At 70.3% G+C, this 25,651-nt stretch carries 24 protein-coding genes; 16 read left to right on the forward strand and 8 right to left on the reverse strand.

Annotated elements, in window-relative coordinates; all coding sequences use genetic code 11:
- Positions 1-22 precede the first annotated feature (22 nt).
- Genes AB0P25_RS11870 through AB0P25_RS11885 form a run of 4 tightly spaced genes read left to right on the forward strand, consistent with a single transcriptional unit; the run spans position 23 to position 3,989 of the window.
- Entirely contained in the window at positions 23-538 is a 516-nt protein-coding gene (locus AB0P25_RS11870) for an Lrp/AsnC family transcriptional regulator (protein ID WP_363807542.1), read from the forward strand.
- Positions 531-1,994 (forward strand): NAD-dependent succinate-semialdehyde dehydrogenase, encoded by a 1,464-nt coding sequence (locus AB0P25_RS11875; RefSeq protein WP_363807543.1) that lies wholly within the window; start codon positions 531-533, stop codon positions 1,992-1,994. Before AB0P25_RS11870 ends, AB0P25_RS11875 begins: the two co-directional genes overlap by 8 nt.
- Before the next feature lies 1 nt (position 1,995).
- Entirely contained in the window at positions 1,996-3,186 is a 1,191-nt protein-coding gene (locus AB0P25_RS11880) for a thiolase family protein (protein ID WP_363807544.1), read from the forward strand.
- A 41-nt stretch (positions 3,187-3,227) separates the two neighbouring features.
- Positions 3,228-3,989, forward strand: coding sequence for a 3-hydroxyacyl-CoA dehydrogenase (locus AB0P25_RS11885; RefSeq protein ID WP_363807545.1), 762 nt, complete (start codon positions 3,228-3,230; stop codon positions 3,987-3,989).
- A 7-nt stretch (positions 3,990-3,996) separates the two neighbouring features.
- On the opposite strand, the gene AB0P25_RS11890 is transcribed toward AB0P25_RS11885, so the two are convergent.
- Positions 3,997-5,448, reverse strand: coding sequence for a helix-turn-helix domain-containing protein (locus tag AB0P25_RS11890; RefSeq protein ID WP_363807547.1), 1,452 nt, complete (start codon positions 5,446-5,448; stop codon positions 3,997-3,999).
- A 113-nt stretch (positions 5,449-5,561) separates the two neighbouring features.
- Between AB0P25_RS11890 and AB0P25_RS11895 the strand changes: the two genes are divergently transcribed.
- Entirely contained in the window at positions 5,562-7,394 is a 1,833-nt protein-coding gene (locus tag AB0P25_RS11895) for a phosphoenolpyruvate carboxykinase (GTP) (protein ID WP_363807548.1), read from the forward strand.
- A gap of 81 nt (positions 7,395-7,475) precedes the next feature.
- On the opposite strand, the gene AB0P25_RS11900 is transcribed toward AB0P25_RS11895, so the two are convergent.
- Entirely contained in the window at positions 7,476-9,452 is a 1,977-nt protein-coding gene (locus AB0P25_RS11900) for an ABC transporter ATP-binding protein (protein ID WP_363807549.1), read from the reverse strand.
- 129 nt (positions 9,453-9,581) lie between these two features.
- On the opposite strand from AB0P25_RS11900, the gene AB0P25_RS11905 reads away from it, so the two are divergent.
- The 3 genes from AB0P25_RS11905 to AB0P25_RS11915 are packed head-to-tail and all read left to right on the forward strand — an operon-like array spanning position 9,582 to position 12,177.
- Positions 9,582-10,508 carry an ATP-binding cassette domain-containing protein gene (locus tag AB0P25_RS11905; protein ID WP_363807550.1) on the forward strand — a complete coding sequence of 309 codons (927 nt, stop codon included), beginning with the start codon at positions 9,582-9,584 and terminating at the stop codon, positions 10,506-10,508.
- The gene (locus AB0P25_RS11910) at positions 10,505-11,350 is read left to right on the forward strand and encodes an ABC transporter permease (RefSeq protein ID WP_363807551.1); all 846 of its coding nucleotides are present in this window, start codon (positions 10,505-10,507) and stop codon (positions 11,348-11,350) included. The genes AB0P25_RS11905 and AB0P25_RS11910 overlap by 4 nt, the downstream gene beginning before the upstream one ends.
- The gene (locus AB0P25_RS11915) at positions 11,347-12,177 is read left to right on the forward strand and encodes an ABC transporter permease (protein ID WP_363807552.1); all 831 of its coding nucleotides are present in this window, start codon (positions 11,347-11,349) and stop codon (positions 12,175-12,177) included. The genes AB0P25_RS11910 and AB0P25_RS11915 overlap by 4 nt, the downstream gene beginning before the upstream one ends.
- Before the next feature lie 99 nt (positions 12,178-12,276).
- Here AB0P25_RS11915 and AB0P25_RS11920 read toward each other — a convergent pair whose 3' ends face one another.
- Entirely contained in the window at positions 12,277-13,671 is a 1,395-nt protein-coding gene (locus AB0P25_RS11920) for an MFS transporter (RefSeq protein ID WP_363807554.1), read from the reverse strand.
- A 167-nt stretch (positions 13,672-13,838) separates the two neighbouring features.
- On the opposite strand from AB0P25_RS11920, the gene AB0P25_RS11925 reads away from it, so the two are divergent.
- The 5 genes from AB0P25_RS11925 to AB0P25_RS11945 all read left to right on the forward strand — a co-directional run bounded on the left by AB0P25_RS11925 (position 13,839) and on the right by AB0P25_RS11945 (position 16,197).
- Entirely contained in the window at positions 13,839-14,267 is a 429-nt protein-coding gene (locus tag AB0P25_RS11925) for a DUF2269 family protein (protein ID WP_064111094.1), read from the forward strand.
- A gap of 85 nt (positions 14,268-14,352) precedes the next feature.
- Positions 14,353-14,697: a metalloregulator ArsR/SmtB family transcription factor gene (locus tag AB0P25_RS11930; protein ID WP_363807556.1), complete on the forward strand. Its 345-nt coding sequence runs from the start codon at positions 14,353-14,355 to the stop codon at positions 14,695-14,697.
- Positions 14,694-15,170, forward strand: coding sequence for an SRPBCC family protein (locus AB0P25_RS11935; RefSeq protein ID WP_363807559.1), 477 nt, complete (start codon positions 14,694-14,696; stop codon positions 15,168-15,170). The genes AB0P25_RS11930 and AB0P25_RS11935 overlap by 4 nt, the downstream gene beginning before the upstream one ends.
- A 5-nt stretch (positions 15,171-15,175) precedes the next feature.
- Complete coding sequence (locus AB0P25_RS11940) at positions 15,176-15,790, forward strand: dihydrofolate reductase family protein (RefSeq protein ID WP_363807561.1); 615 nt, start codon at positions 15,176-15,178, stop codon at positions 15,788-15,790.
- Positions 15,790-16,197 carry a VOC family protein gene (locus tag AB0P25_RS11945; protein WP_363807563.1) on the forward strand — a complete coding sequence of 136 codons (408 nt, stop codon included), beginning with the start codon at positions 15,790-15,792 and terminating at the stop codon, positions 16,195-16,197. The genes AB0P25_RS11940 and AB0P25_RS11945 overlap by 1 nt, the downstream gene beginning before the upstream one ends.
- 4 nt (positions 16,198-16,201) lie before the next feature.
- Here AB0P25_RS11945 and ribH read toward each other — a convergent pair whose 3' ends face one another.
- Genes ribH through ribD form a run of 4 tightly spaced genes read right to left on the reverse strand, consistent with a single transcriptional unit; the run spans position 16,202 to position 19,692 of the window.
- A complete protein-coding gene (gene ribH, locus AB0P25_RS11950) occupies positions 16,202-16,678 on the reverse strand; it encodes a 6,7-dimethyl-8-ribityllumazine synthase (protein ID WP_363807564.1) in 477 nt (158 codons plus the stop codon).
- Positions 16,675-17,976, reverse strand: a complete 1,302-nt coding sequence (gene ribA / locus AB0P25_RS11955; RefSeq protein ID WP_363807565.1) for a GTP cyclohydrolase II — start codon at positions 17,974-17,976, stop codon at positions 16,675-16,677. The genes ribH and ribA overlap by 4 nt, the downstream gene beginning before the upstream one ends.
- Positions 17,973-18,602, reverse strand: coding sequence for a riboflavin synthase (locus AB0P25_RS11960; RefSeq protein WP_363807566.1), 630 nt, complete (start codon positions 18,600-18,602; stop codon positions 17,973-17,975). The genes ribA and AB0P25_RS11960 overlap by 4 nt, the downstream gene beginning before the upstream one ends.
- A 4-nt stretch (positions 18,603-18,606) precedes the next feature.
- Positions 18,607-19,692: a bifunctional diaminohydroxyphosphoribosylaminopyrimidine deaminase/5-amino-6-(5-phosphoribosylamino)uracil reductase RibD gene (gene ribD, locus AB0P25_RS11965; RefSeq protein ID WP_363807569.1), complete on the reverse strand. Its 1,086-nt coding sequence runs from the start codon at positions 19,690-19,692 to the stop codon at positions 18,607-18,609.
- A gap of 324 nt (positions 19,693-20,016) precedes the next feature.
- Between ribD and AB0P25_RS11970 the strand changes: the two genes are divergently transcribed.
- The gene (locus tag AB0P25_RS11970) at positions 20,017-21,801 is read left to right on the forward strand and encodes a hypothetical protein (RefSeq protein WP_363807570.1); all 1,785 of its coding nucleotides are present in this window, start codon (positions 20,017-20,019) and stop codon (positions 21,799-21,801) included.
- A gap of 3 nt (positions 21,802-21,804) precedes the next feature.
- Here AB0P25_RS11970 and AB0P25_RS11975 read toward each other — a convergent pair whose 3' ends face one another.
- Complete coding sequence (locus AB0P25_RS11975) at positions 21,805-22,812, reverse strand: sugar-binding domain-containing protein (RefSeq protein WP_363807572.1); 1,008 nt, start codon at positions 22,810-22,812, stop codon at positions 21,805-21,807.
- Positions 22,813-22,950: 138 nt separating this feature from the next.
- On the opposite strand from AB0P25_RS11975, the gene AB0P25_RS11980 reads away from it, so the two are divergent.
- Positions 22,951-24,690 (forward strand): glycerol-3-phosphate dehydrogenase/oxidase, encoded by a 1,740-nt coding sequence (locus AB0P25_RS11980; RefSeq protein WP_363807573.1) that lies wholly within the window; start codon positions 22,951-22,953, stop codon positions 24,688-24,690.
- A gap of 133 nt (positions 24,691-24,823) precedes the next feature.
- Positions 24,824-25,600 (forward strand): MIP/aquaporin family protein, encoded by a 777-nt coding sequence (locus AB0P25_RS11985; RefSeq protein WP_363807575.1) that lies wholly within the window; start codon positions 24,824-24,826, stop codon positions 25,598-25,600.
- The last annotated feature ends 51 nt before the right edge of the window (positions 25,601-25,651 follow it).

The following is a 25,651-nucleotide window of genomic DNA, read 5'->3' on the forward strand; positions in this document are numbered from 1 at the left end:
GCGAGGACCGAAGGAGGGCCGCATGGTCGACAGGCTCGACGCCGAGCTGATCGCGCTGCTGACGGCTGAGCCGCGGCTGGGCGTGTTCGAGGCGTCGCGTCGGCTGGGGGTGGCCCGGGGGACCGTGCAGGCGAGACTCGACCGGTTGCAGCGGTCCGGGGTGGTGCGGGACTTCGCGCCGACGGTCGACACCGGACGGCTGGGATTCCCCGTGACGGCGTTCGTGACGGCCGACCTCCAGGGCGACGGCGGGCCGAGCCGAGAGCTCGTCGAGCACCTGAGCGGCATCCCCGAGGTGCTGGAGGTGCACACGATCACCGGACCTGGCGACCTCATGATCCGCGCGGTCGCGCGGTCGAACGTCGACCTGCAGCGCGTGATCGGGCGCATCGCGAGCGATCCGGCGATCGTGCGAACGTCGACCGTGATCGCCCTGACCACCGCCATCGACCACCGCTCAGCGCCGCTCGTGCAGGCGGCCGTGGCGAGCGACGACGCGACGAACGATACGAAACAGGAGGATGCGACGGATGGATGAGAACGCTCTGCTGGAGCGCGTGCCCGACGGGCTGTACATCGGAGGCGAGTGGACGTCCGGATCGGCCGGCACCTTCCCGGTGTTCGATCCCGCCACCGGCGACCGCATCAAGGAGATCGCCGACGCGTCGCCCGAGGACGGCATCCGGGCCCTGGATGCGGCGGTCGCCGCCGCGGACGACTGGGCGGCGACGCCGGCCCGTCAGCGCGGGGAGATCCTGCGCCGGGCGTTCGACCTGCTCCAGGAGCGCCGGGACGAGTTCGCGCTGCTCATGACCCTCGAGATGGGAAAGCCGCTCGCGGAAGCGAGCGGCGAGGTGACCTACGGCGGCGAGTTCCTGCGCTGGTTCTCCGAGGAGGCGGTCCGCATCCAGGGCCGCTACGGAGCGAACCCGGAGGGCACCGGCCGGATGATCGTGAGCCAGCATCCGGTCGGCCCGTGCTTCCTGATCACGCCGTGGAACTTCCCGCTCGCGATGGCCACCCGCAAGATCGCTCCGGCGCTCGCCGCGGGCTGCACCGTGGTCATCAAGCCGGCCGAGCTCACCCCGCTCACCACGCTCTATTTCGCGAAGCTGCTGGAGGACGCCGGTCTCCCAGGTGGCGTGCTCAACGTCGTCACCACGACCACGTCCGGCAAGGTCTCCGCGCCGATCATCGCGGACTCCCGCCTCCGCAAGCTGTCGTTCACCGGTTCGACCGAGGTCGGCCGCAAGCTGCTGCAGCAGGCGTCGGAGAACGTGCTGCGCACCTCGATGGAGCTCGGCGGCAACGCGCCGTTCGTCGTCTTCGACGACGCGGACCTCGACAAGGCCGTCGACGGCGCGATGCTCGCTAAGTTCCGCAACATCGGCGAGGCCTGCACGGCGGCCAACCGGTTCATCGTGCACGAGGCCGTCGCCGACGAGTTCGCGCGGCGCGTCACCGAGCGCGTGAACGGGCTCCGCGTCGGGCGCGGCACGGAGGAGGGCGTGACGATCGGTCCCCTCATCAACGAGGACGCGATCGACAAGGCCGCCTCGCTGCTTCAGGACGCGGTCACCCGCGGCGCCTCCGTCCTCACCGGCGGCGGCCGCGTCGACGGCACAGGAACGTTCTTCGAGCCGACCGTGGTGACGGATGTGCGTCCGGGCAGCGAGATCCTGAGGCAGGAGATCTTCGGGCCGGTGCTGTCGATCATCCGGTTCTCGGACGAGGACGAAGCCGTGCGGCTCGCGAACGACACCGAATACGGGCTGGTCTCGTACGTCTTCACCAAGGACCTCGCCCGCGGTCAGCGGATGATCGAGCGGCTGGAGACGGGGATGATGGGCCTCAACGTCGGGGTCGTGTCCAACGCGGCGGCGCCGTTCGGCGGCGTGAAGCAGTCGGGGCTCGGCCGTGAGGGCGGGTTCGAGGGCATCCATGAATACCTCAATACGAAGTACACGCTGACGCCGAACCCGTTCGGAGCCTGACATGGCGCGCACGGAGGCGGTCATCGTCGACGCGATCCGCACCCCGTCGGGGCGTGGCAAGCCGGACGGCGAACTGTCCGACATCCACCCGGCCGACCTGCTGGCGGGCGTGCTGATCGAGCTTGTCACGCGCACGGGCATCGATCCGGCGGTCGTCGATGATGTGATCGGCGGATGCGTCACCCAGTCCGGCGAGCAGGCCGGCAACATCACGCGCACGGCGGTGCTGAGCGCCGGGTTCCCGGAGAGCGTGCCGGCGGTCACCATCGACCGGCAGTGCGGATCGAGCCAGCAGGCGGCGGCGTTCGCGGCGCAGGGCGTGCTGTCCGGCGCGTACGACGTGGTCATCGCGTGCGGGGTCGAGTCGATGAGCCGTGCGCCGATGGGCTCCAACGTGCAGGGCGCGTCCCTCGGCGGCGAGCTGCTGAAGGCCCGTTACCCGCAGGGGCTGGTGAACCAGGGTGTCGCTGCGGAACTGATCGCCGACCGCTGGGGCTTCAGCCGGGCGCAGCTCGACGACTACGCGGCGGAGTCTCATGGACGCGCGGCGTGGGCGGCGGCGAACGGCGCCTTCGACGGCGAGCTGGTGGCGGTACCGACGCCCGACTCCGGAAGCGTCGTGGCGGACGAGACGATCCGGCCGGGGACGACGGCCGAGAAGCTGGCGCAGCTGCAGCCGGTGTTCCGCACCGACCGGCTGGCTGCGCGCTTCCCCGAGCTCGAATGGAAGATCACCCCGGGCAACTCCTCGCCGCTCACCGACGGCGCGTCCGCGACGCTCATCATGAGCGCGGACGCCGCGAAGCGGCTGGGCCTGCGCCCGCGCGCCCGGTTCCACTCGTTCGCGGTCGCCGGGAGCGACCCGCTGCTCATGCTGACGGGCATCCTGCCCGCGACCCGCAAACTCCTCGACCGCAGCGGCGTCGGGCTGGACGAGATCGACGCCTACGAGGTCAACGAGGCCTTCGCGCCGGTGCCGCTGCTGTGGCGGCAGGAGTTCGGGGCCGATCCGTCGAAGCTCAACCCGCGCGGCGGTGCCATCGCCCTCGGGCACGCGCTGGGCTCGTCCGGCACGCGGCTGCTCGCCAGCCTCCTGAACGAGGTGGAGGCGCGGGGCAGCCGCTACGGACTGCAGACCATGTGCGAGGGCGGAGGCACCGCCAACGCCACCCTCATCGAAGTGCTGCGCTGACCGGCGCACGCCACATCCACTCACCGATTCGAAGGAGAACCATGCAGCTGGACGGATGCTCGGCCCTCGTCACCGGCGGGGCCAGCGGCCTCGGGAACGCCACCGCGCACGCGCTCGCCGAGGCGGGCGCGCACGTCGTCATCCTCGACCTCCCCCGGTCGGAGGGAGAGAAGGCGGCGGTCGCGCTCGGCCCGAAGGCGCGGTTCGTGCCCGCGGATGTGACAGACGAGGAGCAGGTGCAGGCCGCGGTGGACACCGCGTCCGGGCTCGCGCCGCTGCGGGTCGTCGTCAACTGCGCGGGCATCGCGACGGCGGAGAAGGTCCTCGGGCGTGACGGGCTGATCCCGCTGGAGCACTTCGAGCGGGTGATCCGGGTGAACCTGATCGGCACCTTCAATGTCGTCCGGCTCGCTGCGGCGGCGATCGCGCAGACCGAGCCGGTGGGCGAGGAGCGCGGTGTGATCGTGAACACGGCGTCCGTCGCGGCGTTCGACGGGCAGATCGGCCAGCCGGCCTACTCGGCGTCCAAGGGCGGGGTGGCGGCGATGACCCTGCCGTTGGCGCGGGAGTTCGCCCGTAGCCTCATCCGGGTCATGACGATCGCCCCGGGCATCTTCGAGACGCCGATGATGGCGGGGCTGCCGCAGGCGGCACAGGACTCGCTGGCCGCGCAGGTCCCGCATCCCTCCCGCCTGGGTCGCCCCGCCGAGTACGCGCAGCTCGTGCGCGCCATCGTCGAGAACCCGATGCTCAACGGCGAGACCATCCGTCTCGACGGCGCCATCCGCATGCAGCCGAAGTAGGGGCCGGCTACGCCCCGGAGTGGGCCTCGAGGAAGGTGTACACATCCGAGTCGTCGACGCCGGGGAACGAGCCCTGGGGCAGCGGGGAGAGGATGTGCGCGTGCAGGCGCGCGCTCGGCCACGCCTTACCCGCCCAGCGTCCGGAGAGGTCCGCCGCCGGACGCTTGCAGCACGACTCGTCGGGGCAGCGCGACTCGGCCCGCGCGGTCGTCTCCCGGCCGCGGAACCACTTCGCCTCGTCGAACGGCACCCCGACGCTGATCGAGAAGCCGCCCTCCGCGGTGGTCCCGGTCTGGGTGGCGCACCAGTACGTCCCGGCGGGGGTGTCGGTGTACTGGTACAGCTCCGTGGTGCGGTTCGTGTGCGTGAACGCGCTGCGGGCTCCCCACTTGCGGCAGACGACCTGGCCCTCGATGGAGCCGGTCACATCCGTCGGCAGCGGCAGTCCGTCGTTCTCGTAGCCCTTGTACAGTGCGCCGTCATCGCCGACCCGCAGGAAGTGCAGCGTCATATCCAGGTGACTGGTCGCGAGGTTGGTCAGCCGCAGCGCCGCCGCTTCGTGTGTCACTCCGAACGCGTCGCGGAAGTCCTCGACCGCGAGGTCCTTCTCCTTCTTCGCCTGCCGGAGGAACGCGACGGCGGCTTCCCGCGGCATCAGGCAGCAGGCGGCGAAGTAATTGATCTCCAGGCGCTGCCGCAGGAAGTCCGCGTACGACGCGGGCCGGGTGTGCCCGAGCAGCCGGTGCGCCATCGCCTGCAGCGCCATCGAGCGCAGGCCGTGGCCGCCGGGGATGGAGGCCGGCGGCAGGTAGATGCGCCCGTTCTCCAGGTCGGTGATCGACCGGGCGGATCGCGGGAGGTCGTTGACGTAGATGAGCTCGAAACCCAGCCGTTCGGCCATCACGCTCACCTCGCGGTGCGTGAGCGCGCCGCGGACGTGGCCCGACGCGCGCACCTGCTGCTCGGCCAGCTCCTCGATCTCGGGCATGTAATTGTCCTGCGCGCGCATCCGCTCGCGCAGCTCGGTGTTGGCGCGGCGGGCCTCCTCGGGCGTCGCGATGGCCTCGCTGGCACGGCGGCTGAGCTCGTGGTGCAGGCCGACCAGGGCGCGCAGGGTCTCGGTCGGGGTCCCCTTCGTCGGCTTGACCGCGGGCAGCCCCAGCGAGGCGTAGAGGGAGCCGCGCTGCGCCCTGCCGAGTTCGATCTCCAGGGCCGCGCGCTCGTCCGGGGGTTCGGCGGACAGCAGATCCCCCGGCTGCACGCCGAGGGCGGCGGCGAGGGAGGCGAGCAGCGAGATGCGCGGCTCGCGCTTCCCGTTCTCGATCAGCGACAGCTGGCTCGCCGCGACGCCTGCTGCGGCGCCGAGGTCGTCGAGGGTCATGCCCCGCTGCGTCCGGAAGTGGCGAATGCGGTGCCCGAGAGTAGCGACGTCGATGTCGCCAGCGTCCACGGAGGTCATGGCTTCACGATAGCGAAAGAATTGCGATTCTTACAGCAGAATTCTCGGGTTCGCGGGGCGGAACATCCCGGATGCTGGATGCATCACCGCTTCTTTCGACGAAAGGACGCCTCATGAGCATCGCCGAGCTGGACCTGACCGACGCCGCGCCGACCGGCGGGCTGGACGCCGTGCGCGCCTGGGTCGACGACATCGCCGCCCTGACGCAGCCCGACGAGGTCGTCTGGTGCGACGGCTCGCTCGCCGAGGCTGACCGCCTCACCAAGCAGTTGGTGGCCGAGGGCAAGCTGATCCGCCTCAACCCGGAGTGGCGGCCCAACAGCTTCCTGGCCCGCACCGATCCGGGCGACGTCGCACGCGTCGAGGACCGCACCTTCATCTGCTCGCGGGACGAGGCCGACGCCGGCCCGACCAACAACTGGCGCGAGCCCGAGGGGATGCGCGCCGAGCTGCGGGAGGTCTTCGCCGGGAGCATGCGCGGGCGCACGATGTATGTCGTGCCGTTCTCGATGGGACCGGTCGGCGGCCCGATCTCGCAGGTCGGCATCCAGCTCACCGACTCGGCCTACGTCGTGGTGAGCCTCGGGATGATGACCCGCGTGACCACGACCGTGCTCGACCTCATCGAGGCCGGGCAGCCGTGGGTGCCGACCGTGCACAGCGTGGGTGCGCCGCTGATCGACGACGCCGGTGTCCGGCACGAGGACGTCGCCTGGCCGTGCAACACGACCAAGTACATCGTCCAGTTCCCGGAGACGCGGGAGGTGTGGTCGTACGGGTCCGGCTACGGCGGCAACGCCATCCTGGCGAAGAAGTGCTTCGCGCTGCGGATCGCGTCGGCGATGGCGCGGGACGAGGGCTGGCTGGCCGAGCACATGCTGATCATCAAGGTGACCTCGCCGGAGGGACGCGTGTTCCACTTCGCCGCGGCCTTCCCGTCGGCGTGCGGCAAGACCAACCTCGCGATGCTCGAGCCGAGCATCCCGGGCTGGACGGTCGAGACCATCGGCGACGACATCGCCTGGCTGCGTCCGGGGCCGGACGGGCGGCTGCGCGCGATCAACCCGGAGGCAGGCTTCTTCGGAGTCGCGCCCGGCACCGGCGAGAGCACGAACCGCACCGCGGTGAACACCCTGTGGGGCAACACGATCTTCACCAACGTGGCACTGCGCGACGACGGCGACGTCTGGTGGGAGGGGCTGACCGACGAGCCGCCCGCGCACCTCATCGACTGGGAGGGGAAGGACTGGACGCCCGACAGCGGTCGCCCGGCCGCGCATCCGAACTCCCGTTTCACCGTGAGCGCCGCGCAGTGCCCGTCCATCGCGGACGACTGGGACGCGTTCGACGGGGTGCCGATCGACGCGATCCTGTTCGGCGGGCGGCGCGCGACGAACGTCCCGCTGGTGGCGCAGGCGCGCGACTGGCGGCACGGCGTCTTCATCGGGGCGACGGTGTCCTCGGAGAAGACGGCTGCTGCCGAAGGCGTGGTCGGTGAGCTGCGCCGCGACCCGTTCGCCATGCTGCCGTTCTGCGGCTACAACATGGCCGATCACTGGGCCCACTGGCTGGAGATGGGGGAGGCGCTGGGGGAGAACGCGCCGAAGGTGTTCCAGGTGAACTGGTTCCGCAAGGGGGCGGATGGACGGTTCCTCTGGCCGGGGTTCAGTGAGAACGCGCGGGTGATCGAGTGGATCGCCCGTCGCGTCGAGGGCAGCGCCGGGAGCGTCGGCACGCCGATCGGCCGGCTCCCGATCGTGGACGAGCTGGATCTCGACGGGCTGGACCTGCCGGCCGCCGACGTGGAGGCGCTGTTCGAGGTGGATGCGGACAGCTGGCTCGCCGAGTGCGACCTCACCGAGGAGTTCTTCGCGCAGTTCGGCTCCCGCGTCCCCGCCGCCCTCCGCGCCGAGCTGGCGTCCCTCCGCTACCACCTCCGCGCCTGACCCCGCCGTCGAGTACACGAAGAGTGCACGCTCCCAGGCTTCGGAGCGTGCACTCTTCGTGTACTCGATGGGGGGAGGCGGTCAGACGAGGAGCTGGTGCTTGGCGAGGTCGCGGTAGAGGGGGGTCGTCTCGACGAGCTCGGAGTGCGTTCCGGTGCCGATGACGCGGCCGTGGTCGAGGACCACGATCTGGTCGGAGTCCACCACCGTGGAAAGGCGGTGCGCGATCACGAGGAGGGTGCGGTCTTCCGCAACGGCGTCGATCGCCTCGCGCATCAGCTGCTCGTTGCGGCCGTCCAGGCTCGACGTGGACTCGTCCAGCAGCAGCACGGGCGGCGCGGCGAGCAGCGCGCGGGCGATCGCGAGGCGCTGGCGCTCGCCGCCTGAGAGCATGATGCCGTCCTCGCCGACCGGTGCGCCGAGCCCGAGCTCGCTGCGCTCCAGCACCTCGGTCAGGTTGACCGCGTGGAGCACGTCGATGCACTCCTCATCGGTCGCGTCCGGCGCCGCGAGCGTCAGGTTGTCGCGCAGGGACCCGGCCAGGACCGGAGCGTCCTGCTCCACGTAGCCGATCTGCGACCGCAGCGCCTCGCGGTCGAGGCTCCGCACATCCATCCCGCCGAAGCGGACTTCGCCGGCCTGCGGGTCGTAGAACCGCTCGACCAGCGCCAGAATTGTGGACTTGCCCGCTCCGGACGGCCCGACCAGCGCCGTGCGCTTGCCGCGCGGGACCGCGAAGCTCACGCCGTGGAGCACGCCGCCGTGCCGCAGCGGGCCCTCGCCGCCGCCCACGCCGGCCGCCGCCTCCGCCTCGGCCACGACATCCGCGCCGGTGAGCGCTTCGAACGCCAGCCGCTCCGGCGACGGCTCGGCGGCGGGTGTGTCCCCAGATGCCGCGGCCGCCGGGGGCGCCTCCCCGATGCTCTCCGGGTACGCGAACACGACGCCGTCGAACTCGATCGCGGGAGCCTCGGGCGCGAGCCCTTCGTTGGCCACGCCGACGGTCATCGCCAGCGGTGCGATGTCGCGGTCGTGCTGGTCCTCGGTGGGCAGGTCCAGGATCTCCTGGATGCGGCCCAGCGCCCCGAGCGCCGAGTTGACCGCCGCGATGGCGCCGAACGCCTGGCCGAGGGGCAGGATCATCATGAACAGGAACAGGATGAACGCCACCAGGCTGGCGATCGTGATCGCGCCGCTGGCGACCCGGAATCCGCCGACGCCGAGCACGACCAGGAACGACACCTGCATCGCGATCCCGGCGACCGGCACGACCAGCGCCGAGATCTTCGCGACCTGGATGCCCATCTTCCAGGCTCCGGTCGCGTCCTCGTCGACCGCCGCGATCTCGCGCTCGGTCGCGTTGGCGGCGCGGATGGTCCGGACCGAGCTGATCGCCCGCTCCACGGCCGCCGCCAGGTCGCCGACCTTGGTCTGCGCCTTCTGGCTGGCGACCCGGATGCGTCCGGACAGCAGCACGACCGTCACCACCGAGATGGCGACGACGAGCACGGTCAGCCCGAGCAGCACCGGGTCGATGATGAGCATGGCGATCAGTGCGCCGATGAACGTCAGCGCGCCGCCGATCGCCTCCACCAGCCCCTGCGTCAGCACGGCGCGCAGGAGAGTCGTGTCCGACCCCACACGCGACACCAGATCGCCGGTGCGGCGGGTGTCGAACTCGCTGATCGGCAGCCTCAGCAGTCGCCCGACGAGCTTTCTCCGCGACGACAGCACCACGCCCTCGCCGGTGCGCTGCAGGAGGTAGTGCTGGTAGCCCGAGATGAGGCCCGAGACGACGACCAGCGCGACGAGGGCCCAGACCAGGCCGTTCAGCGGCTCGCCCTTGCCGACCAGGTCGATCACCTGGCTGACGAGCAGCGGCTGCGCGAGACTGGCGGCGGCGCCCAGGATGCTGAGCACGACCACGAAGGCGAGCACGCGCTTGTGCTCGAACAGGTAGGGGAGCAGCTGCGAGAAGCGGGCGCGGGGGCCCGCATCGTCGGCGGGCCGGCCGAAGCCCCGGCGGCGGCGCGGGGCGGCTGCGGACGTGGATGACATGACGGTGTTCCGTTTCGGGGGTGAAGGGTACGTCGGGCGGTGGAACCGCTCACTCCGACCGTACTTCTTGTGGACTGCCTGTTTGCTGACACCTCGCGATGTCGGAGGCGCGGGCTACAGTGCTGAACTATGCCGACGCCCGTCATCGCCGCTCGCGACCTCGTCAAGAAGTACAAGGACTTCCCGGCCGTGGACGGCATCAGCTTCGAGGTCGAGCCGGGGGAGTCCTTCGGGCTGCTCGGCCCCAACGGCGCGGGCAAGTCCACGACGATGCGGATGATCGGCGCGGTCTCGACGCGCACCGGTGGCGACCTCAGCATCCTGGGCCTCGACCCGGACCGCTACGGTCCTGAGATCCGCAGCCAGCTCGGCGTCGTCCCGCAGGCCGACAACCTCGACGCCGAACTGCGCGTCCGGGACAACCTCATCGTCTACGGCCGCTACTTCGGCCTCCCGTCGGCGCGTGTGCGCGCACGGGCCGACGAACTGCTGGCCTTCGCGCAGCTCGAGGACAAGGCGAAGGCGAAGGTCGACGACCTCTCCGGCGGCATGAAGCGCCGGCTGACCATCGCCCGGGCGCTGATCAACGACCCGCGCATCCTGCTGCTCGATGAGCCGACCACCGGCCTCGACCCGCAGGCGCGCCACATCCTCTGGGACCGCCTGTTCCGGCTCAAGGAGCAGGGCACGACGTTGGTGCTCACCACTCACTACATGGATGAGGCCGAGCAGCTGTGCGACCGCCTGGTCGTCGTCGACAAGGGCACGATCATGGCGGAGGGTTCGCCGGCGGCCCTCATCCGCGAGTACTCCACACGCGAGGTGCTGGAGGTGCGGTTCGGCTCGGAGCGCAACGCGGAGGTGGCGGAACGGCTCGACGGCATCGGCGAGCGGATCGAGGTGCTGCCCGACCGCATCCTGGTCTACAGCGAGGACGGCGAGGCGGAGCTGGTGCGGATCGCGGAGCGCGGCCTCCATCCCCTCACGAGCCTGGTGCGGCGGTCGAGCCTGGAGGACGTCTTCCTGCGTCTGACCGGACGGAGCCTGATCGAATGAGCACCATCGAGACCGGGCAGGACGCGGCGCGGACGGCGCTCGCCGCCGCCGTGCGCCCACGGCGCTTCGGCGCCTGGTACGTGGCCGAGCACCGCTTCCGCGTGATGCGGTCGTACCTGCAGACGGTGCTGGTCACGGGATTCGGCAACCCGCTGCTCTACCTGCTGGCGATGGGCCTCGGCCTCGGCAGCCTGGTCAGCGCGAATCTGGGGCCGAACGCCGTCGACGGGGTCAGTTACCTCGCCTTCGTGGCGCCCGCCCTGTTGTGCACCGCGGCCGTGACGGTCGCGAGCGAGGAGTTCACCTACCCGGTGCTGCTCGGGTTCAAATGGAACCCGACCTTCTTCGGCATCAACGCCTCGCCCATCGCCCCGGGTCAGATCATCGACGGGATCGTCATCTCCGTGATCGCGCGGCTGCTCGCCACCAGTGTGATCTACTTCGCGTTCACCGTGCTGTTCGGCGCCATCCTCAGCCCGTGGGGATGGGTCAGCATCCTGGTCGGGACGCTCGGCGGACTCGCCTTCGGGACGCCGATCATGGCGTACGTCGCCACGATCGAGCAGGACTCCGGCCAGGTGGCCATGCTCATGCGCTTCGTGCTGTTGCCGATGTCGCTGTTCTCCGGCACGTTCTTCCCGCTGTCGAGCATGCCGCCGTTCCTGCAGTGGGTCGGATGGATCTCACCGCTCTGGCACTCCACGGAGCTGTCGCGCGTGTTCACCTACGGCATGGATGAGCCGTTCTGGCTCTCCGTCGTCCACGTCGTCTACCTGCTGGCGCTGGCCGTCCCGTTCTGGCTCTGGTCGCGCCGGATCGCCGCGAAGAGGCTGAACAAGTGACCACGACAGACGAACGACTCGCCCCCGCGGCCATCCGCTCACGCCCGCTGCGCGCGCTGTACGCGGGCAACGCCCGCTCGGTGATGCAGCGCGGCTGGTCGGCGACGCGGAGCACGAACTGGCTGGTGATCGTCTCGGGCTTCTTCGAGCCGATCTTCTACCTGCTGTCGCTCGGGATCGGCTTCGGGAGGTTGGTCGGCACAATCGAGATCTCGTCCGGCCAGGAGGTGCCGTACGCCGCCTTCATCGCGCCGGCCCTGCTGGCGACCGCCGCGATGAACGGCGCCGTCTACGACTCGACGTGGAACGTCTTCTTCAAGATGCACTTCGCCAAGCTGTACGAGGGCATGCTCGCCACCTCGCTCGGGCCGCTCGACGTGGCGCTCGGCGAGATCCTGCTCGCCCTGCTGCGCGGCGCGCTCTACGCGACGGGCTTCATGCTGGTGATGCAGGCGCTCGGCCTGAACCTCTCGTGGTGGGCGATCCTCGCCCTTCCGGCGGTGCTGCTGATCGCGTTCGGCTTCGCCAGCTTCGGGATGGGCGTCACGAGCTACATGAAGACGTTCCAGCAGATGGACTGGATCAACTTCATCCTGCTGCCGATGTTCCTGCTGTCGGCGACGTTCTACCCCATCACCGTCTACCCGGAGCCGCTGCAGGTGATCATCAAGGCGCTGCCGCTGTGGCAGGGCGTCGAGCTCGTCCGCGGGCTCACGACGGGCGACGTCGACCTCGGGATGCTCTGGCACGTCCTGTACTTCACCGTCATGGTCGTGCTCGGGCTCATCCTGACCACCCGCCGCCTGCGCGCCCTGTTCCTCGACTGACGCGAGAACGCCGCCGAGTGGTGAGCCGATGTCGCCATTCGATACGAATTGCGACGTCAGCTCACCACTCGACGGCGTCGAGCGCGTCGGCGGAGCGGGTCAGCTGACGTTGTCGGTGAAGTCCACGTCGCGGGTCTCCTTCGACAGGAGCAGCGCGATGAGGGTCAGCACGCCGGCCAGCGACAGGTACACGCCGACCCAGACCGTGCTGCCGTGCGCGAGCGTCCACAGCCAGACGGCGATGGTCGGGGCGACGGCCGCGCCGAGGACGCTGGAGAGGTTGTACGAGATCGCCGAGCCCGTGTAGCGGACGTTGGTCGGGAACAGCTCGGGGAGCTCCGCGCCCATCGGGCCGAAGGTGAGGCCCATCAGCGTGAAGCCGATGATGAGCAGAGCCATGGTGCCGACCGTGCCGCCCGCGAACAGCGGGACGAACAGCAGGCCGAACACGATGATCCCGATGGTCACCCAGATGAGCGTCTTGCGGCGGCCGAAGCGCTCCGCGAGCGGGCCCGCGACCAGCGTGAAGATGCCGAAGAACACGACGCCGATGATCAGCATGATCAGGAAGTCGTTGCGGCTGAAGCCGAGGCCGGGCACGAAGGTGGCGGCCGAGAACGTCTTGCCCGCCTTCTCCGCGGCGGCCTGCGCCTGCTCCGCGGTCGCCGCGGTGGTGCCGTAGGTGAGCGTGAAGGCGGTCATCAGGTAGAAGAGCACGTAGGTGGCCAGCATGATGAACGTGCCGAGGATGATCTGGCGCCAGCTGGTGCGGAACACGCGCGCGAGCGGGAGCTTGGCGACCTCGCCGGTGTCGACCACCTTCTGGAAGGCCGGCGTCTCGACCAGCTTGAGGCGGACGTAGAGGCCGACGATGACGAGCACCGCGCTCAGCAGGAACGGGATGCGCCAGCCCCAGGCGGCGAACGCCTCCGGCGCGATGGTCAGGCTCAGGATGAGGAACAGCACGTTCGCGACGATGAAACCGATCGGCGCGCCGAGCTGCGGGAAGGTGCCGTAGATGGCGCGCTTGCCCGCCGGAGCGTTCTCGGTCGCCAGCAGCGCCGCGCCGCTCCACTCGCCGCCGAGCCCGAGGCCCTGGCAGAAGCGCATCACGACGAGGAGGAACGGAGCCCAGAACTCCCAGCCGGGGACCTGGGCGGTCGGCAGACATCCGATGAGGACGGTCGCGATGCCCATCGTGAGCAGGGAGCCGACGAGCGTGCCCTTGCGGCCGATGCGGTCGCCGAAGTGCCCGAACAGGATGGAGCCGACCGGCCGCGCGATGAAGGCGACGCCGAAGACGGCGAACGATGCGAGGAGCGCCGTGGTCGGGTCCTCGCTGGTGAAGAAGAGCGCGGGGAACACCAGGACGGCCGCGGTCGCGTAGACGTAGAAGTCGTAGAACTCGATCGACGTGCCGATGAGGCTGGCGAGGATGACGCGGCCGCGGGTATTCGCGGGCGCGGGGGTGGTGACGGTTTCCGTCGTGGACATGCGTGTGAAGTGCTTCCGGGAGAGATGCGAGAGGGCCGCATGGCGGGCGCGGCGTCGGTCGGGCGGAAGGCGCGCATGGGCGAAGGAGGGAAGCGCTTGTGGCGCATCCTCTAGCCTATGCGCGGTCGGAGAGTCCGCCGAATCGGGCGGCTCGCTACGCTGAGGACATGGAAACGCTCTTCGCCGTTCTGCACGTGGTCACCGCCGTCTTCATCGTCGGCCCGATGGCCATCCTCCCGATGACGGCCATGCGCGCCGTCCGTGCCGGCGACGCCCGCCAGGTCGAGACGCTGGCGAAGTCGACCAACCTGCTGTCCCTGCTCTCGCTCCTGGTGGTGCTGTTCGGGTTCGGCGTGATGGGGCTGGCGGACAAGAAGTACGACCTGAGCGTCACGACGCCGTGGATCCTGTGGTCGATCATCCTGTACGTCGTCGCCCTCGGGCTCACGCTGTTCGTGGTCGTGCCGGCCATGCGACGGGCGGGGGAGGCCCTGCGCGACGGGACCGCGTCCCGCTACCCGCAGATCGCCGCGGGCTCGGGCGTCGCGAGCCTGCTCCTGCTCGCGGTGGTCGTGCTCATGGTCTGGAAGCCGTAGCCCGACCGGAATGCCTCTTGCGCTCAGCGCTCCGTCGTCCTACCGTTGTATTCAACAAATTGGTTGATTAACCGAAAGGTTGAAGATGCAGGACGACGGGGCGCTCGACAGGGCGTTCGCGGCGCTGGCCGATCCGGTCCGCCGGGCCATGATCGCCCGGCTGAGCCGGGGACCCGCGACCGTGAACGAGCTCGCCGAGCCCTTCGCCATCTCCCTGCAGGCGGTCTCCAAGCACATCAGCGTGCTGGAGGCGGCCGGTCTCGTCTGGCGCAGCCGTGAGGCGCAGCGCCGCCCGGTCCACCTGGATGCCGCGGCCCTGGAACGGCTGACGTCCTGGATCGACCGCTACCGGCTCGAGGCGGAGGCGCAGTTCCGCCGGCTCGACGCCCTCCTGAAGCAGAAGGACTCCACCAAGGAGAAGGAATCATGAGCAACCCCGTCACCATCGAGGCCGTCGAGGGCACGTCCTATGCCGACCTCACCCGCGAGTTCGAGGCGCCGGTCGACGCCGTCTTCCGCGCCTACGGCGACCCCGAGCTGTTCGCGCAGTGGATCGGCCCCCGCCGCCTGCGCAACGTCATCACCGAGTGGGACTTCCGTTCCGGCGGCACCTGGGCCTACGAGTCGCACGACACGGACGGCACCGTCTACGCGTTCCGCGGCACGTTCCACACCGTCGAGGAGAACGAGCAGATCATCCAGACCTTCGAGTGGCTGGGCGCCCCCGGCGAGGTGAGCCTCGACCGCATGCGCTTCGAGACGCTGCCCGGCGGCCGCACCCGGCTGTCCGGCCGGTCGGTGATGACCTCGCGCGAGGCGCTGGAGCAGATGATCGAGAGCGGCATGGAGTACGGCGTCCGCGAGGGCTTCGAGAAGCTCGACGAACTGCTCGCGGGGGAGTGACCGCCATGACCCGCATCGTCGCCGACATCACGATGTCCCTCGACGGCTTCGTCACCGGCCCGAATGCCGGCCCCGGGAACGGGCTGGGGGACGGGGGAGAGGCCCTTCACCGCTGGGTGTTCGCCGGTGACCCCGCTGACGACCGCATCCTGCAGGAGGGCACGCAGCGCTCCGGCGCGGTCGTCATGGGCCGCAACCTGTTCGACGTCATCGACGCGCCGGACGGGTGGAGCGACGAGCTCGGCTACGGCGCGCACGAGGTCGGCCGTCCGCCGTTCTTCGCCGTGACGTCGACGCCACCCGAGCGGAGGCGGCTGACCAACCTCGACTTCACGTTCGTGACGACGGGGCTCGCCTACGCGATCGAACAGGCGCGCGCCGCCGCCCAGGAGCGGTCGGCGGCGTCGGGACGCGAGCTCGACGTGGTGCTGATGGGCGGCGGTGCCCTCATCGGATCGGCCGTGGCGGCGGGGCTGGTCGACGTGCTCAGCCTGCACGTGTCGCCGCTGATCCTCGGGGGCGGGGACCCGCTGTTCCGGGATGCGGTGCGCCGCGAACTGGTGCAGAGGGACGTGCTGGTGACGCCCTACGCGACGCACCTCACCTACGAGGTGGGCTGATGGACACCCCCGCACAGTCCGTCACGCCCGGCGCGATGATGCTCGAACTGGTGATGCTGCCGGTGAGCGACATCGACCGCTCGATCGAGTTCTACCGCGACCGGGTGGGCTTCACGCTCGATGTGGATGTGCGTCCTGCGCCCGGGGTCCGCGTCGTCCAGCTCACGCCGCCCGGCTCCCACTGCTCGATCAGCATGACCGACGGCATGGGCGGCACCGGGATGGAGCCGGGCTCGCTGCGTGGGCTTCACCTCGTCGTCGCCGACATGGAATCCGCCCGTGGAGGGCTGCTCGAGCGCGGCGTCGACATGGGCCCGGTGCAGGACCTGGGCGGCGTGCTCTACTCCTGGTTCGCCGACCCCGATGGGAACACCTGGACGCTCCAGCACATGCCGTGGAGGAGCTGAGGCTTCAGCCCCGCAGACCCCGCAGCGCGACCGCCGTCGCGAGCGCGGCGTGCGCCGCCTCGGCGCCCTTGTCCTCCTTCGAGCCGGGCAGGCCGGAGCGGTCGATGCCCTGCTTCTCATCGTCCAGGGTCAGGACGCCGAAGCCGACCGGCTTGCCCGTGTCGAGCGCGACGCGGGTGAGGCCGTCGGTGGCGGCCGCCGACACGTACTCGAAGTGGGGCGTGCCGCCGCGGATGATGACGCCGAGCGCCACCACCGCGTCCGCGCCCGCCTCGAGCGCCGCCTTGCTGACGACCGGCAGTTCGAAGCTGCCCGGGACGCGGACCAGCGAGTGCGTGGCACCCGCCGCATCCAGGGTCCGCTGCGCGCCCGCGATCAGCGCCTCGCTGATCGTCTCGTGCCAGCTGCCCGCGACGACGACGACGTTCAGTCCCGTGCCGTCGATCTGCTCCTGCGCGTTCGGGGCTCCCGCTCCGCTCATCGTGTGGTCCTCTCCGCCGCGATGCCCGCGGCCGTCTCGTCGAGCCCGGCGACCGGGTCGATGTCTCCGATCGCGTGACCCATCCGGTCGCGCTTGGTCTCCAGGTAGCCCTCGTTGAAAGCGCCGACACCGACGACGAGCGGCACGCGCTCCTCGACCTCGATGCCGTGCTCCTCGAGCTGGCGCACCTTCTCGGGGTTGTTCGTCAGCAGACGCACCGACTCGATGCCCAGGTCCTGCAGGATGGCCGTGGCCGCCCCGTAGTCGCGGGCGTCGATCGGCAGGCCGAGAGCGAGGTTCGCGTCCAGCGTGTCCAGGCCCTCCTCCTGCAGCTTGTAGGCGCGCAGCTTGTTGATCAGGCCGATGCCGCGCCCCTCGTGGCCGCGCAGGTAGACGACGACGCCGCCCTCGCGCTGGATGGTGTCCATCGCGGCGTCGAGCTGCGGGCCGCACTCGCACTTCAGCGAGCCGAACGCCTCACCGGTCAGGCACTCCGAATGGACGCGGACCAGCGTGCCGTCGCGGCGCGGGGTGCCGGCGACGATGGCGACGTGGTCGGCGCCGGTCATCCGGTCGCGGTAGGCGCGCATCTTGAACGGGCCGTGCGTGGTCGGGACGGTGGTCTCGACCTCGAAGATCACCCGCGAGGTCTCCGGGATGGGCGTCACCGTCTCCAGTGGCTGGTCGCAGTGGAACTCCTGCAGGTAGTCGATCAGCGACTCGATGGTGACGACGAGGATGCCCTCGCGCTTGCCCAGCTCGATCAGCCCGGGCAGGCGCATCATCTCGCCGTCGTCCGCCACGATCTCGGCGATGGCGCCGACCGGGGTCATCCCGGCGAGCTTCAGCAGGTCGACCGCGGCCTCGGTGTGACCGTCGCGCTCCCGCACGCCGCCCTCCACTGCGCGCAGCGGCAGGATGTGGCCCGGCCGGTGCAGGCTCGACGGGGTGGAGTCGAGATCGGCGAGCACCCGCAGGGTGTGCGCGCGGTCGGCGGCGCTGATGCCGGTCGAGAGCCGGTCGGCCGCGTCCACGCTCACGGTGTAGTTGGTGCCGCGGGCGTCCTCGTTGTGGGCGACCATGACCGGCAGCTCCAGGCGGTCGGCGATCTCGTCGGTCATCGGCGCGCAGATGAAGCCGGAGGAGTTCTTCACCGTCCAGGCGATCCACTCCTGGCTGGCGAGCTCGGCGGCGAGGACGACATCGCCCTCGTTCTCGCGGCTCTCGTTGTCGACCACGATGATCGGGCGGCCGGCGCGCAGCTCGGCGAGGGCTTCCGGGATGGTGGCGAGACTCATGACGCACTCCGTTCGGTCAGTGCCGGTTCGAGCGCGAGCATGCGCTCCACGTGACGGGCGAGGATGTCCGTCTCGATGTTGACGCGGTCGCCGGGGACGCGGTCCCCGAGCGTGGTGGCGGCCAGGGTCTCGGGGATGAGCGAGACCTCGAACCAGCCGTCCTCGCGTCCGCCGCCGACCGCGCTCACCGTGAGCGAGACGCCGTCGATGGCGATGGAGCCCTTGCGCGCGACCAGCGGCGCGTGCTCGGGGTCGAGGCTGAGGCGCACGACGCGCCACGCGCTCCCGTCGGTGACGGAGAGCACGGTCGCGGTGCCGTCGATGTGGCCCTGGACGATGTGGCCGCCGAGGCGGTCGCCCACCTGGGCGGCGCGCTCGAGGTTGACCCGGCGGCCGGGCTGGACGTCGTCGAGGGTGCTCATCGCGAGGGTTTCGGCCATCACATCCGCGGTGAAGCCCTCGGCGTCCTTGTCGATGACGGTCAGGCAGACGCCGCTGACCGAGATGGAGTCGCCGTGCCGGGCGTCGCTGACCGCGAGCGGACCGCGGACGGTGAGGCGTGCGGCGTCGGCGGTGCGCTCGACGGCGGTGACCTCGCCCAGCTCTTCGATGATTCCGGTGAACATGCGTTCAGACCTCCTGGGTCGTGGGGAAGATGTCGGCGCCGGCGACGTCCACGGGGTCGCGCTCGGCGGAACGGGGTGCGCCGGGCACGACCGGCACGGCGCGGATCAGCAGGTCGCCGCCGAGACGTTCGACGTCGAGGATGCGCAGCCTGCGCTGCTCGCCGATGGTCTCGACGCCGATGTCGCCGAGGGCGAGGCGCGGCCCGCCGAGCAGGGTGGGCGCCAGATAGATCGCGTACTCGTCGACCAGCCCGGCCGCGACGAACGCGCTGGCGAGCGTCGGGCCCCCCTCCACGTAGATGCGGCGGAAGCCGCGCTGATGCAGGTCGGCGACGACCTCGTGCAGGTCGTGGGTGCCCTCGAAGATCACCGGGTTGGGGTGCTGGAACACCGCGGCGTCGTTCGGGACCGCGCGCGTGCCGATCACGACGGGCGTCGGCTGCGTGCCCATCAGCTCGCCGGCGTCGCCGCGGGCGGTGAGGCTCGGGTCGTCGGCGAGCACGGTGCCGGTGCCGACGACGATCGCGTCGGACGCCTCGCGCTGCTCGTGCACGCGCTGGCGCGCGGCGGCTCCGGTGATCCACTTGCTCGTGCCGTCGGCGGCGGCGGCGCGGCCGTCGAGGCTGCTCGCCCACTTCACGACGATGTACGGGCGCCCGAGGCGCGCGGCGGTCAGCCAGTCCCCGAGGAAGTCCTCGATCTCGTTCCGGAGGACACCGCCGGTGACCTCGACACCCGCCTCACGCAGGCGCTCCGCGCCGCCGCCGGAGTGGTGGCCCGGGTCGTCCGTTCCATAGACCACGCGCTCGACGCCGGCCTCGATGAGCGCCACCGAGCACGGGCCGGTGTGGCCCCAGTGGTTGCACGGCTCGAGCGTGACGACGGCGGTCGCACCGCGGGCGCCGCCCTCCGGCAGCTTGCTGAGCGCATCCACCTCGGCGTGCGGAGTGCCGACGCCGCGGTGCCAGCCCTCGGCCAGGATGTTCCCCTCCGCATCGAGGAGTACGCACCCGACCCGCGGGTTCACGCCGGTCGCGGGACCGTTGGCGGCGAGCTCGAGCGCCGTGCGCATGGGGGCTTCCCACGTCATCCCGTTGCCATCCTGTCTCTCGTCGAGACGTGTCGCCGGGGTCGCGCGGGCGCCAGCCCATGCGGGCTGCCCACCGTGCTGCCTCCCATCCGGACTGAGCGACAGGCTCTCGCCTGCACGCATTACCGTCGGTGCCGGAATTCCACCGGCTCAGCAGGGCGCCTGGGCGCACCGCTCGCGGACTGTCACCGCCGGTTCGGACTCTCACCGACCCCGGAGCACGTTTATTTCGTTGTCGAGTCTAGATCAACGCGTTCGTGCGCCGTCTATTCCCGTTGCGGACACTCGTCATCCGGCGACATGGGGGAGCGCTATCATTTCTGTGTGTTCAATACGAAATATATACCTGTATTCCGGGCCACCGGCGTGCTGGCAGGACTGGCGACCGTGGCGAGCGGTGGCCTCACGGCGGCCACCGCTCTGGCGGCGACCGCCCCGGCTCCGGTCACGCGGCTCGCGCCGACGCCCTACGACGACCTGTCGTCGAGTGTGTGCGATGGAAGCCAGTCGCTGACGGTCGTGAAGATCGCGACCCCGGACGGCTTCATCAAGGATGTGTACGCGCTCCCCGGCGACACGATCCAGCTCGCCGGCCTCGCGAAGGCGTGCCAGACGCAGTACGCCGCCGGAGACGCGCTGCAATGGGGATTCGTCGCCTCAGAGGTCGGGTGGACGTTCGCACCGGCGGGTGGGGCGAGGACGGACTTGGGAACGGGGACGATTCTCCAATCGGGCCGCACCGCGATCCCCACCCAATCCGTGCTCTCCCGCACGCTCACCGCATCCGATCACCTGGGGCGGGTGAACTGGGGGGTGCCCGTTCCCGTCGACGCGCCGAACGGTCTCGACACGTCCAGTGCCACCACCACGGTCACGCTCCATGTGCTCGATCCCCGGCTCGAGCTTGTCAAGGAGGTCTGCGTCACCGGCACGGGATGCGACCCGGCGGTCGACACGCAGTGGACATCGGAGACCGCCGTCGTGAGCGGCGCGGCCGTCGACTGGCGGCTGACCGCACGGAACACCGGCAACATCGATCTCGACGACGTGACCGTCGCCGACGACGTCCTCGCCGGCCCCGGCGCAGGAGCGACGGACTGCGTCGGGCGGGCGATCGCCTCGCATCTCCCGGCCGGGGGTTCCGCGGAGCTCGTCTGCTCGACCGCCTCCGTCTCGAGCAGCGAATGGGTGACCAACACGGCGCGACTCGGAAGCGTCTTCGCCGACCCGAGCGGCGGTGCCCTGCTGGCCCGCTTCGGCGGCTCGGTCGACTCCGCGCCCGCGGAGGCGCGGGTGAAGGCCCTTATCCCGTCGCTGGCGCTGACGAAGGAGGTCTGCACGACGGGCACCGGATGCGACACCGCCGACGACGCGCAGTGGGTCGAACGCGTCCTCGTCCCGGCGGGCTCCGACGTGGAATGGCGATTGACGGTGCGCAACACCGGCGCTCTGGCGCTCGTCGGCGTCTCGCCGAGCGTCGAGACGTTGAGCGGAGGGAGGACCGGCCGGAGCGAGGAGTGCGGGGCCCTGGATTTCGGCGACCTCGCTCCGGGGGAGTCCCGATCGCTCAGCTGCATCACGACCTCGATCTCGGACGCAGCGCAGGACACCGTCAACACCGCCGTCGTGGTGGGCGCGCCGGTGGGACCGGACGGTGCTTCGCTCGCGGGGCGGTATCCCGACGGCGTCCTGTCGAATCAGGATGACGCTGCGGCGGGGGTCGCGGTGACGGACCCGGACGGCACGGGGACGCCACCGGGCGGACCCGGCGCGCCGGGCGACCCTGACGGTTCCGGGGGGCCCGACGGCACGGAGGGGCCGGACGGTCCCGGCGGACCCGACGGTCCTGGCGGACACGACGGTCCCGGCGGACCTGACGGTCCCAACGGACCTGCCGCCCCGAACGGCCCCGACGGCCACCCGGACCGCCCCGGGTCAGCCGCCCCTGGCGGCGGTGCCGGTCACGGCGCGTCCCCGGCGGCCTCGCTGGCGAAGACGGGCTCGACCGCCGCATCGGCGGCGTCGGACCTCACCGGCTGGGCGCTGGTGCTGCTCGTCGCCGGCGCGATGACGGCGGTCGTCGCGCGCCGCCGGGCCCGACGCGCGTAGCCGTCACGCCGCGGCGGCCTCGGCCTGCGCGCTCGTCTGCGTCAGCTGCACGAGCGCGCGGGCCGTGCCCTCGTCGACGATGAGGTCGGTGATCAGCCCCGCCGCAAGGGCCCCGCGCAGGCTGTGCACCTTGGACGGGCCCGAGACGATGCAGACGCGGCGCGGCACCCGCTTGATGAGGTCGATGTCCGGACCGCTCGCGCGCTCGTTCAGCGGGATGCCGTGGTGGCTGCCGTCCTCGCGGAAGAACACGGTCGCCACGTCGCCGACCACGCCCGACTCGTCGAGGGAGGCGTAGTCCGCCTGGTCGAGGTACCCGCAGGCGTAGACGTGCGACCGGACCTCGGAGAAGGGGGAGCCGAGGCCGAAGAGGGCCACATCCATCCGCTCCTGGATGTCGAGGATGCGGCGGGTGCTCCGCTCGCGCCACATGGCGATCTTGGTCTGCGGGTCGTCGAAGAGCGCGGGCACCGGGAACTCCTGGATCGTGCCCGAGTAGGTGTCGCCGAAGCGGCGCAGGATCTCCGAGGCGTACAGCACGCCGGTCGTGTAGGTGTTGCCCGCCCCGTTGAGCTGCACGAACTCGACGTTGTGCAGCTCCTTCGGGATGAGATGGCGGCTCAGGGCACTCATCGTGGAGCCCCACGCGATCCCGACGGTCTGGTTCGAGTCGATGAAGCGGTCGAGGATCCGCGCCGCCGAGATCGCCACGCGCTCGAGCCGGTCGACGTCGCTGATGGCGCTCGGCATCGGGACGATGTGCGCCGCGACCCCGTAGTGCTCGTGGATCGACTGCTGGATCTGGCTTGCACCTTCGTGCGGCTCGGCGATCTGGATGGTCACCAGCCCCGACGAGCGCGCATAGCTGAGCAGACGGGAAACGCTCGACCGCGACGTGTGCATCTCGTGCGCGATGGCCTCCATCGTGAGGTCCTGCATGTAATAGAGGTGGCCCGCCTTGAGGGCGTCGCGGACCTTGTCGGGCAGGTGCTCAGTGTCGGGCTGGGGCATTCGGGGCCTTCTTCGTCGGGTCGGCGTTCCGGGGTCCGATCACGAGGTGCACGTATGTGCATAGCGCTTGATCGAAGTTGTGCCGATGCGAAGACTATAGCTGCACAGCACCTCACGAGACAGCACTAGGAGAACATCGTGACGACGAAGTCGACCACCCGCACCGAGGTCCAGCGCCTCCGCGAACGCCCCCGAGCACAGGTGCTCGTGGTCGGCGGCGGCATCAACGGTCTCGGCACCTTCCGCGACCTCGCCCTCCAGGGCGTCGATGTCGTGCTCGTCGAGCGCAACGACTTCGTCTCCGGGGCGTCCGCCGCATCCAGCCACATGATCCACGGCGGCATCCGCTACCTCGAGAACGGCGAGTTCCGCCTGGTCAAGGAGTCGGTGACGGAGCGCAACGGCCTGCTCAAGATCGCGCCGCACTACGTGAAGCCGCTCGAGACGACCATCCCGATCTTCTCGACGTTCTCCGGCATCCTCGCGGCGCCGCTGCGGTTCCTCACCCACAAGCAGGGCAAGCCGAAGGAGCGCGGGGCGTTCCTCATCAAGACCGGCCTGACCATCTACGACGCCTTCTCGCGCGATGGCGGCTCCGTCCCGCGGCACAGCTTCCACGGCCGGAAGAAGTCGCTCGAGATCCTGCCGAAGCTCAACCCGGGCCTCAAGTACACCGCGACCTACTTCGACGCCTCGGTGCACGACCCGGAGCGCCTGGCGCTCGACGTGCTGGCCGACGGACTCGCCGCGGGCCCCCACGCCCGTGCGGTGAACTACGTCGAGGCGATCGGGACGCGCGACGGCGGCGTGCTGGTCCGCGACCGCGAGACGGGCGAGGAGTTCTCCATCACGACCGACGTCGTGGTCAACGCCTCCGGCCCCTGGACCGACCTCACCAACGAAGCGCTCGGCGGCGCCACCCGGTACATGGGCGGCACGAAGGGTTCGCACATCGTCCTCGACAACCCGGACCTCCTCGAGGCCTGCCAGGGCCGCGAGATGTTCTTCGAGAACAACGACGGCCGGATCGTCCTCATCTACCCGCTCAAGGGCCGTGTCATGGTCGGGACCACCGACATCAACGCCGACATGTCCGAGCGCGCGGTGATCACCGAGGACGAGATCGACTACTTCATCGAGCTGGTCGCGCACGTTTTCCCAACGATCCCGATCACGCGCGATCAGATCGTCTACACCTTCTCGGGCGTGCGCCCGCTCCCGCGCCACGACGACACCGCCCCCGGATTCGTCTCCCGCGACTACCGCATCGTGCCCGGCACGATCGCCGGGCTCGGTGACACGACGGTGCTCAGCCTCGTCGGCGGCAAGTGGACCACCTTCCGAGCGCTCAGCGAGCACCTGACGAACGAGACGCTGGCCGCGCTGAAGGTCGAGCGCACCGTCCAGACCCTGGGCTTGCCGATCGGCGGCGGCGCGGGCTTCCCGACCACTCCGCAGGCGGAGCGGGACTGGATCGCCCGGTACGGCGCGGACGTCGGCGCCGAGCGCGCGGCCACGCTGCTGCACCGTTACGGCACCAAGGCGAGCTTCGTGATCGACGCGATCGCCGGCTGGGACGGCGAGGACGCTCCGCTCGCGGCCGCCCCCAGCTATTCGCGCGCCGAGATCGATCACCTCGTGCGCAACGAGCACGTCGTGCACCTCGGGGACGTCTTCCTTCGCCGCACCAGCCTCGCCTTCACCGGGGCGATCACCCCGGCTCTGGTGCGCGAGATCGGCGAAATCGTCGCAAACGCACTTGCATGGTCGCCAAATCAGCGCACGGAGGAGGAAGATTCGTTCGTAGCGGACCTCGCCGACGCCCACCGGGTGCAGCTCAAGTCGGGGGACGGGAGCGAAGCCGCGGCTGTTCGATAAATGCACGAACGTGCATGACACGGTTCTTGTCACGGTGGGCGTGACCGCAATAGCGTTCAAGTGCCCACCCTGACGAGAGCCACACCAGAACGCACAACAGGGTGCGGGTCAACTGAACAACTGGAAGGTCAACGTGGACAATATCGGTGTAGATTTCCTGTCCGAGGTGGTCGGTACAGCGCTGCTGCTCCTCCTCGGTACCGGTGTCGTGGCGAACGTCGCCCTCATCAGGAACAAGGGCTTCAACGGCGGGTTCCTGATGGTCAACTTCGGTTGGGGCATCGGTGTGTTCGCCGGCGTGGTCGTCGCCTACAACTCGGGCGCGCACCTCAACCCGGCGGTGACGCTCGGCCTGGTCGCGAACGGCGCCAAGACGTTCGGTTCGGCTGCGGCGCACACCCTGGTGCCGGTGAACTTCATCACAGTGCTGCTGTACATCCTCGCCCAGCTGATCGGTGCCATGATCGGCGCCGTCCTCACCTGGCTCGCGTACAAGCAGCACTTCGACGAGGAGCCGGACCCCGCGAACAAGCTGGGTGTCTTCTCGACCGGTCCTGCGATCCGCAGCTACGGCTGGAACCTGGTCACCGAGATCATCGGCACCTTCGTGCTGGTCTTCGTGGTCATCGCGTTCGGTCATCAGCCCGGACAAGCCGCCGGCCTGGCCGCCCTCGGCGCACTCCCCGTCGCGCTCCTCGTGATCGGCATCGGCGCCAGCCTCGGTGGTCCGACGGGTTACGCCATCAACCCAGCACGTGACCTCGGTCCGCGCATCGTGCACGCCATCCTCCCGATCAAGGGGAAGGGCTCCAGCGACTGGTCCTACTCGTGGGTCCCGGTCGTCGGCCCGATCATCGGCGGTCTGATCGCCGGCTGGCTGGCGCTGCTGCTGCTCCCCATCCTCAAGTAACACCAGGGGCCGGCCGGGACAGATCCCGCCGGCCCCTCCCCGTTCCACCCC

This window comes from Leifsonia sp. NPDC077715, from assembly GCF_040686855.1.
Classification (GTDB): Bacteria; Actinomycetota; Actinomycetes; order Actinomycetales; family Microbacteriaceae; genus Leifsonia.

Bases quoted from the DNA above. Each gene is read 5' to 3' on its own strand.
- AB0P25_RS11870 (WP_363807542.1), top strand. From the start codon at position 23: ATGGTCGACAGGCTCGACGCCGAGCTGATCGCGCTGCTGACGGCTGAG.
- AB0P25_RS11875 (WP_363807543.1), top strand. From the start codon at position 531: ATGGATGAGAACGCTCTGCTGGAGCGCGTGCCCGACGGGCTGTACATC.
- AB0P25_RS11880 (WP_363807544.1), top strand. From the start codon at position 1,996: ATGGCGCGCACGGAGGCGGTCATCGTCGACGCGATCCGCACCCCGTCG.
- AB0P25_RS11885 (WP_363807545.1), top strand. From the start codon at position 3,228: ATGCAGCTGGACGGATGCTCGGCCCTCGTCACCGGCGGGGCCAGCGGC.
- AB0P25_RS11890 (WP_363807547.1), bottom strand. From the start codon at position 5,448: ATGACCTCCGTGGACGCTGGCGACATCGACGTCGCTACTCTCGGGCAC.
- AB0P25_RS11895 (WP_363807548.1), top strand. From the start codon at position 5,562: ATGAGCATCGCCGAGCTGGACCTGACCGACGCCGCGCCGACCGGCGGG.
- AB0P25_RS11900 (WP_363807549.1), bottom strand. From the start codon at position 9,452: ATGTCATCCACGTCCGCAGCCGCCCCGCGCCGCCGCCGGGGCTTCGGC.
- AB0P25_RS11905 (WP_363807550.1), top strand. From the start codon at position 9,582: ATGCCGACGCCCGTCATCGCCGCTCGCGACCTCGTCAAGAAGTACAAG.
- AB0P25_RS11910 (WP_363807551.1), top strand. From the start codon at position 10,505: ATGAGCACCATCGAGACCGGGCAGGACGCGGCGCGGACGGCGCTCGCC.
- AB0P25_RS11920 (WP_363807554.1), bottom strand. From the start codon at position 13,671: ATGTCCACGACGGAAACCGTCACCACCCCCGCGCCCGCGAATACCCGC.
- AB0P25_RS11925 (WP_064111094.1), top strand. From the start codon at position 13,839: ATGGAAACGCTCTTCGCCGTTCTGCACGTGGTCACCGCCGTCTTCATC.
- AB0P25_RS11930 (WP_363807556.1), top strand. From the start codon at position 14,353: ATGCAGGACGACGGGGCGCTCGACAGGGCGTTCGCGGCGCTGGCCGAT.
- AB0P25_RS11935 (WP_363807559.1), top strand. From the start codon at position 14,694: ATGAGCAACCCCGTCACCATCGAGGCCGTCGAGGGCACGTCCTATGCC.
- AB0P25_RS11940 (WP_363807561.1), top strand. From the start codon at position 15,176: ATGACCCGCATCGTCGCCGACATCACGATGTCCCTCGACGGCTTCGTC.
- AB0P25_RS11945 (WP_363807563.1), top strand. From the start codon at position 15,790: ATGGACACCCCCGCACAGTCCGTCACGCCCGGCGCGATGATGCTCGAA.
- ribH (WP_363807564.1), bottom strand. From the start codon at position 16,678: ATGAGCGGAGCGGGAGCCCCGAACGCGCAGGAGCAGATCGACGGCACG.
- ribA (WP_363807565.1), bottom strand. From the start codon at position 17,976: ATGAGTCTCGCCACCATCCCGGAAGCCCTCGCCGAGCTGCGCGCCGGC.
- AB0P25_RS11960 (WP_363807566.1), bottom strand. From the start codon at position 18,602: ATGTTCACCGGAATCATCGAAGAGCTGGGCGAGGTCACCGCCGTCGAG.
- ribD (WP_363807569.1), bottom strand. From the start codon at position 19,692: ATGACGTGGGAAGCCCCCATGCGCACGGCGCTCGAGCTCGCCGCCAAC.
- AB0P25_RS11975 (WP_363807572.1), bottom strand. From the start codon at position 22,812: ATGCCCCAGCCCGACACTGAGCACCTGCCCGACAAGGTCCGCGACGCC.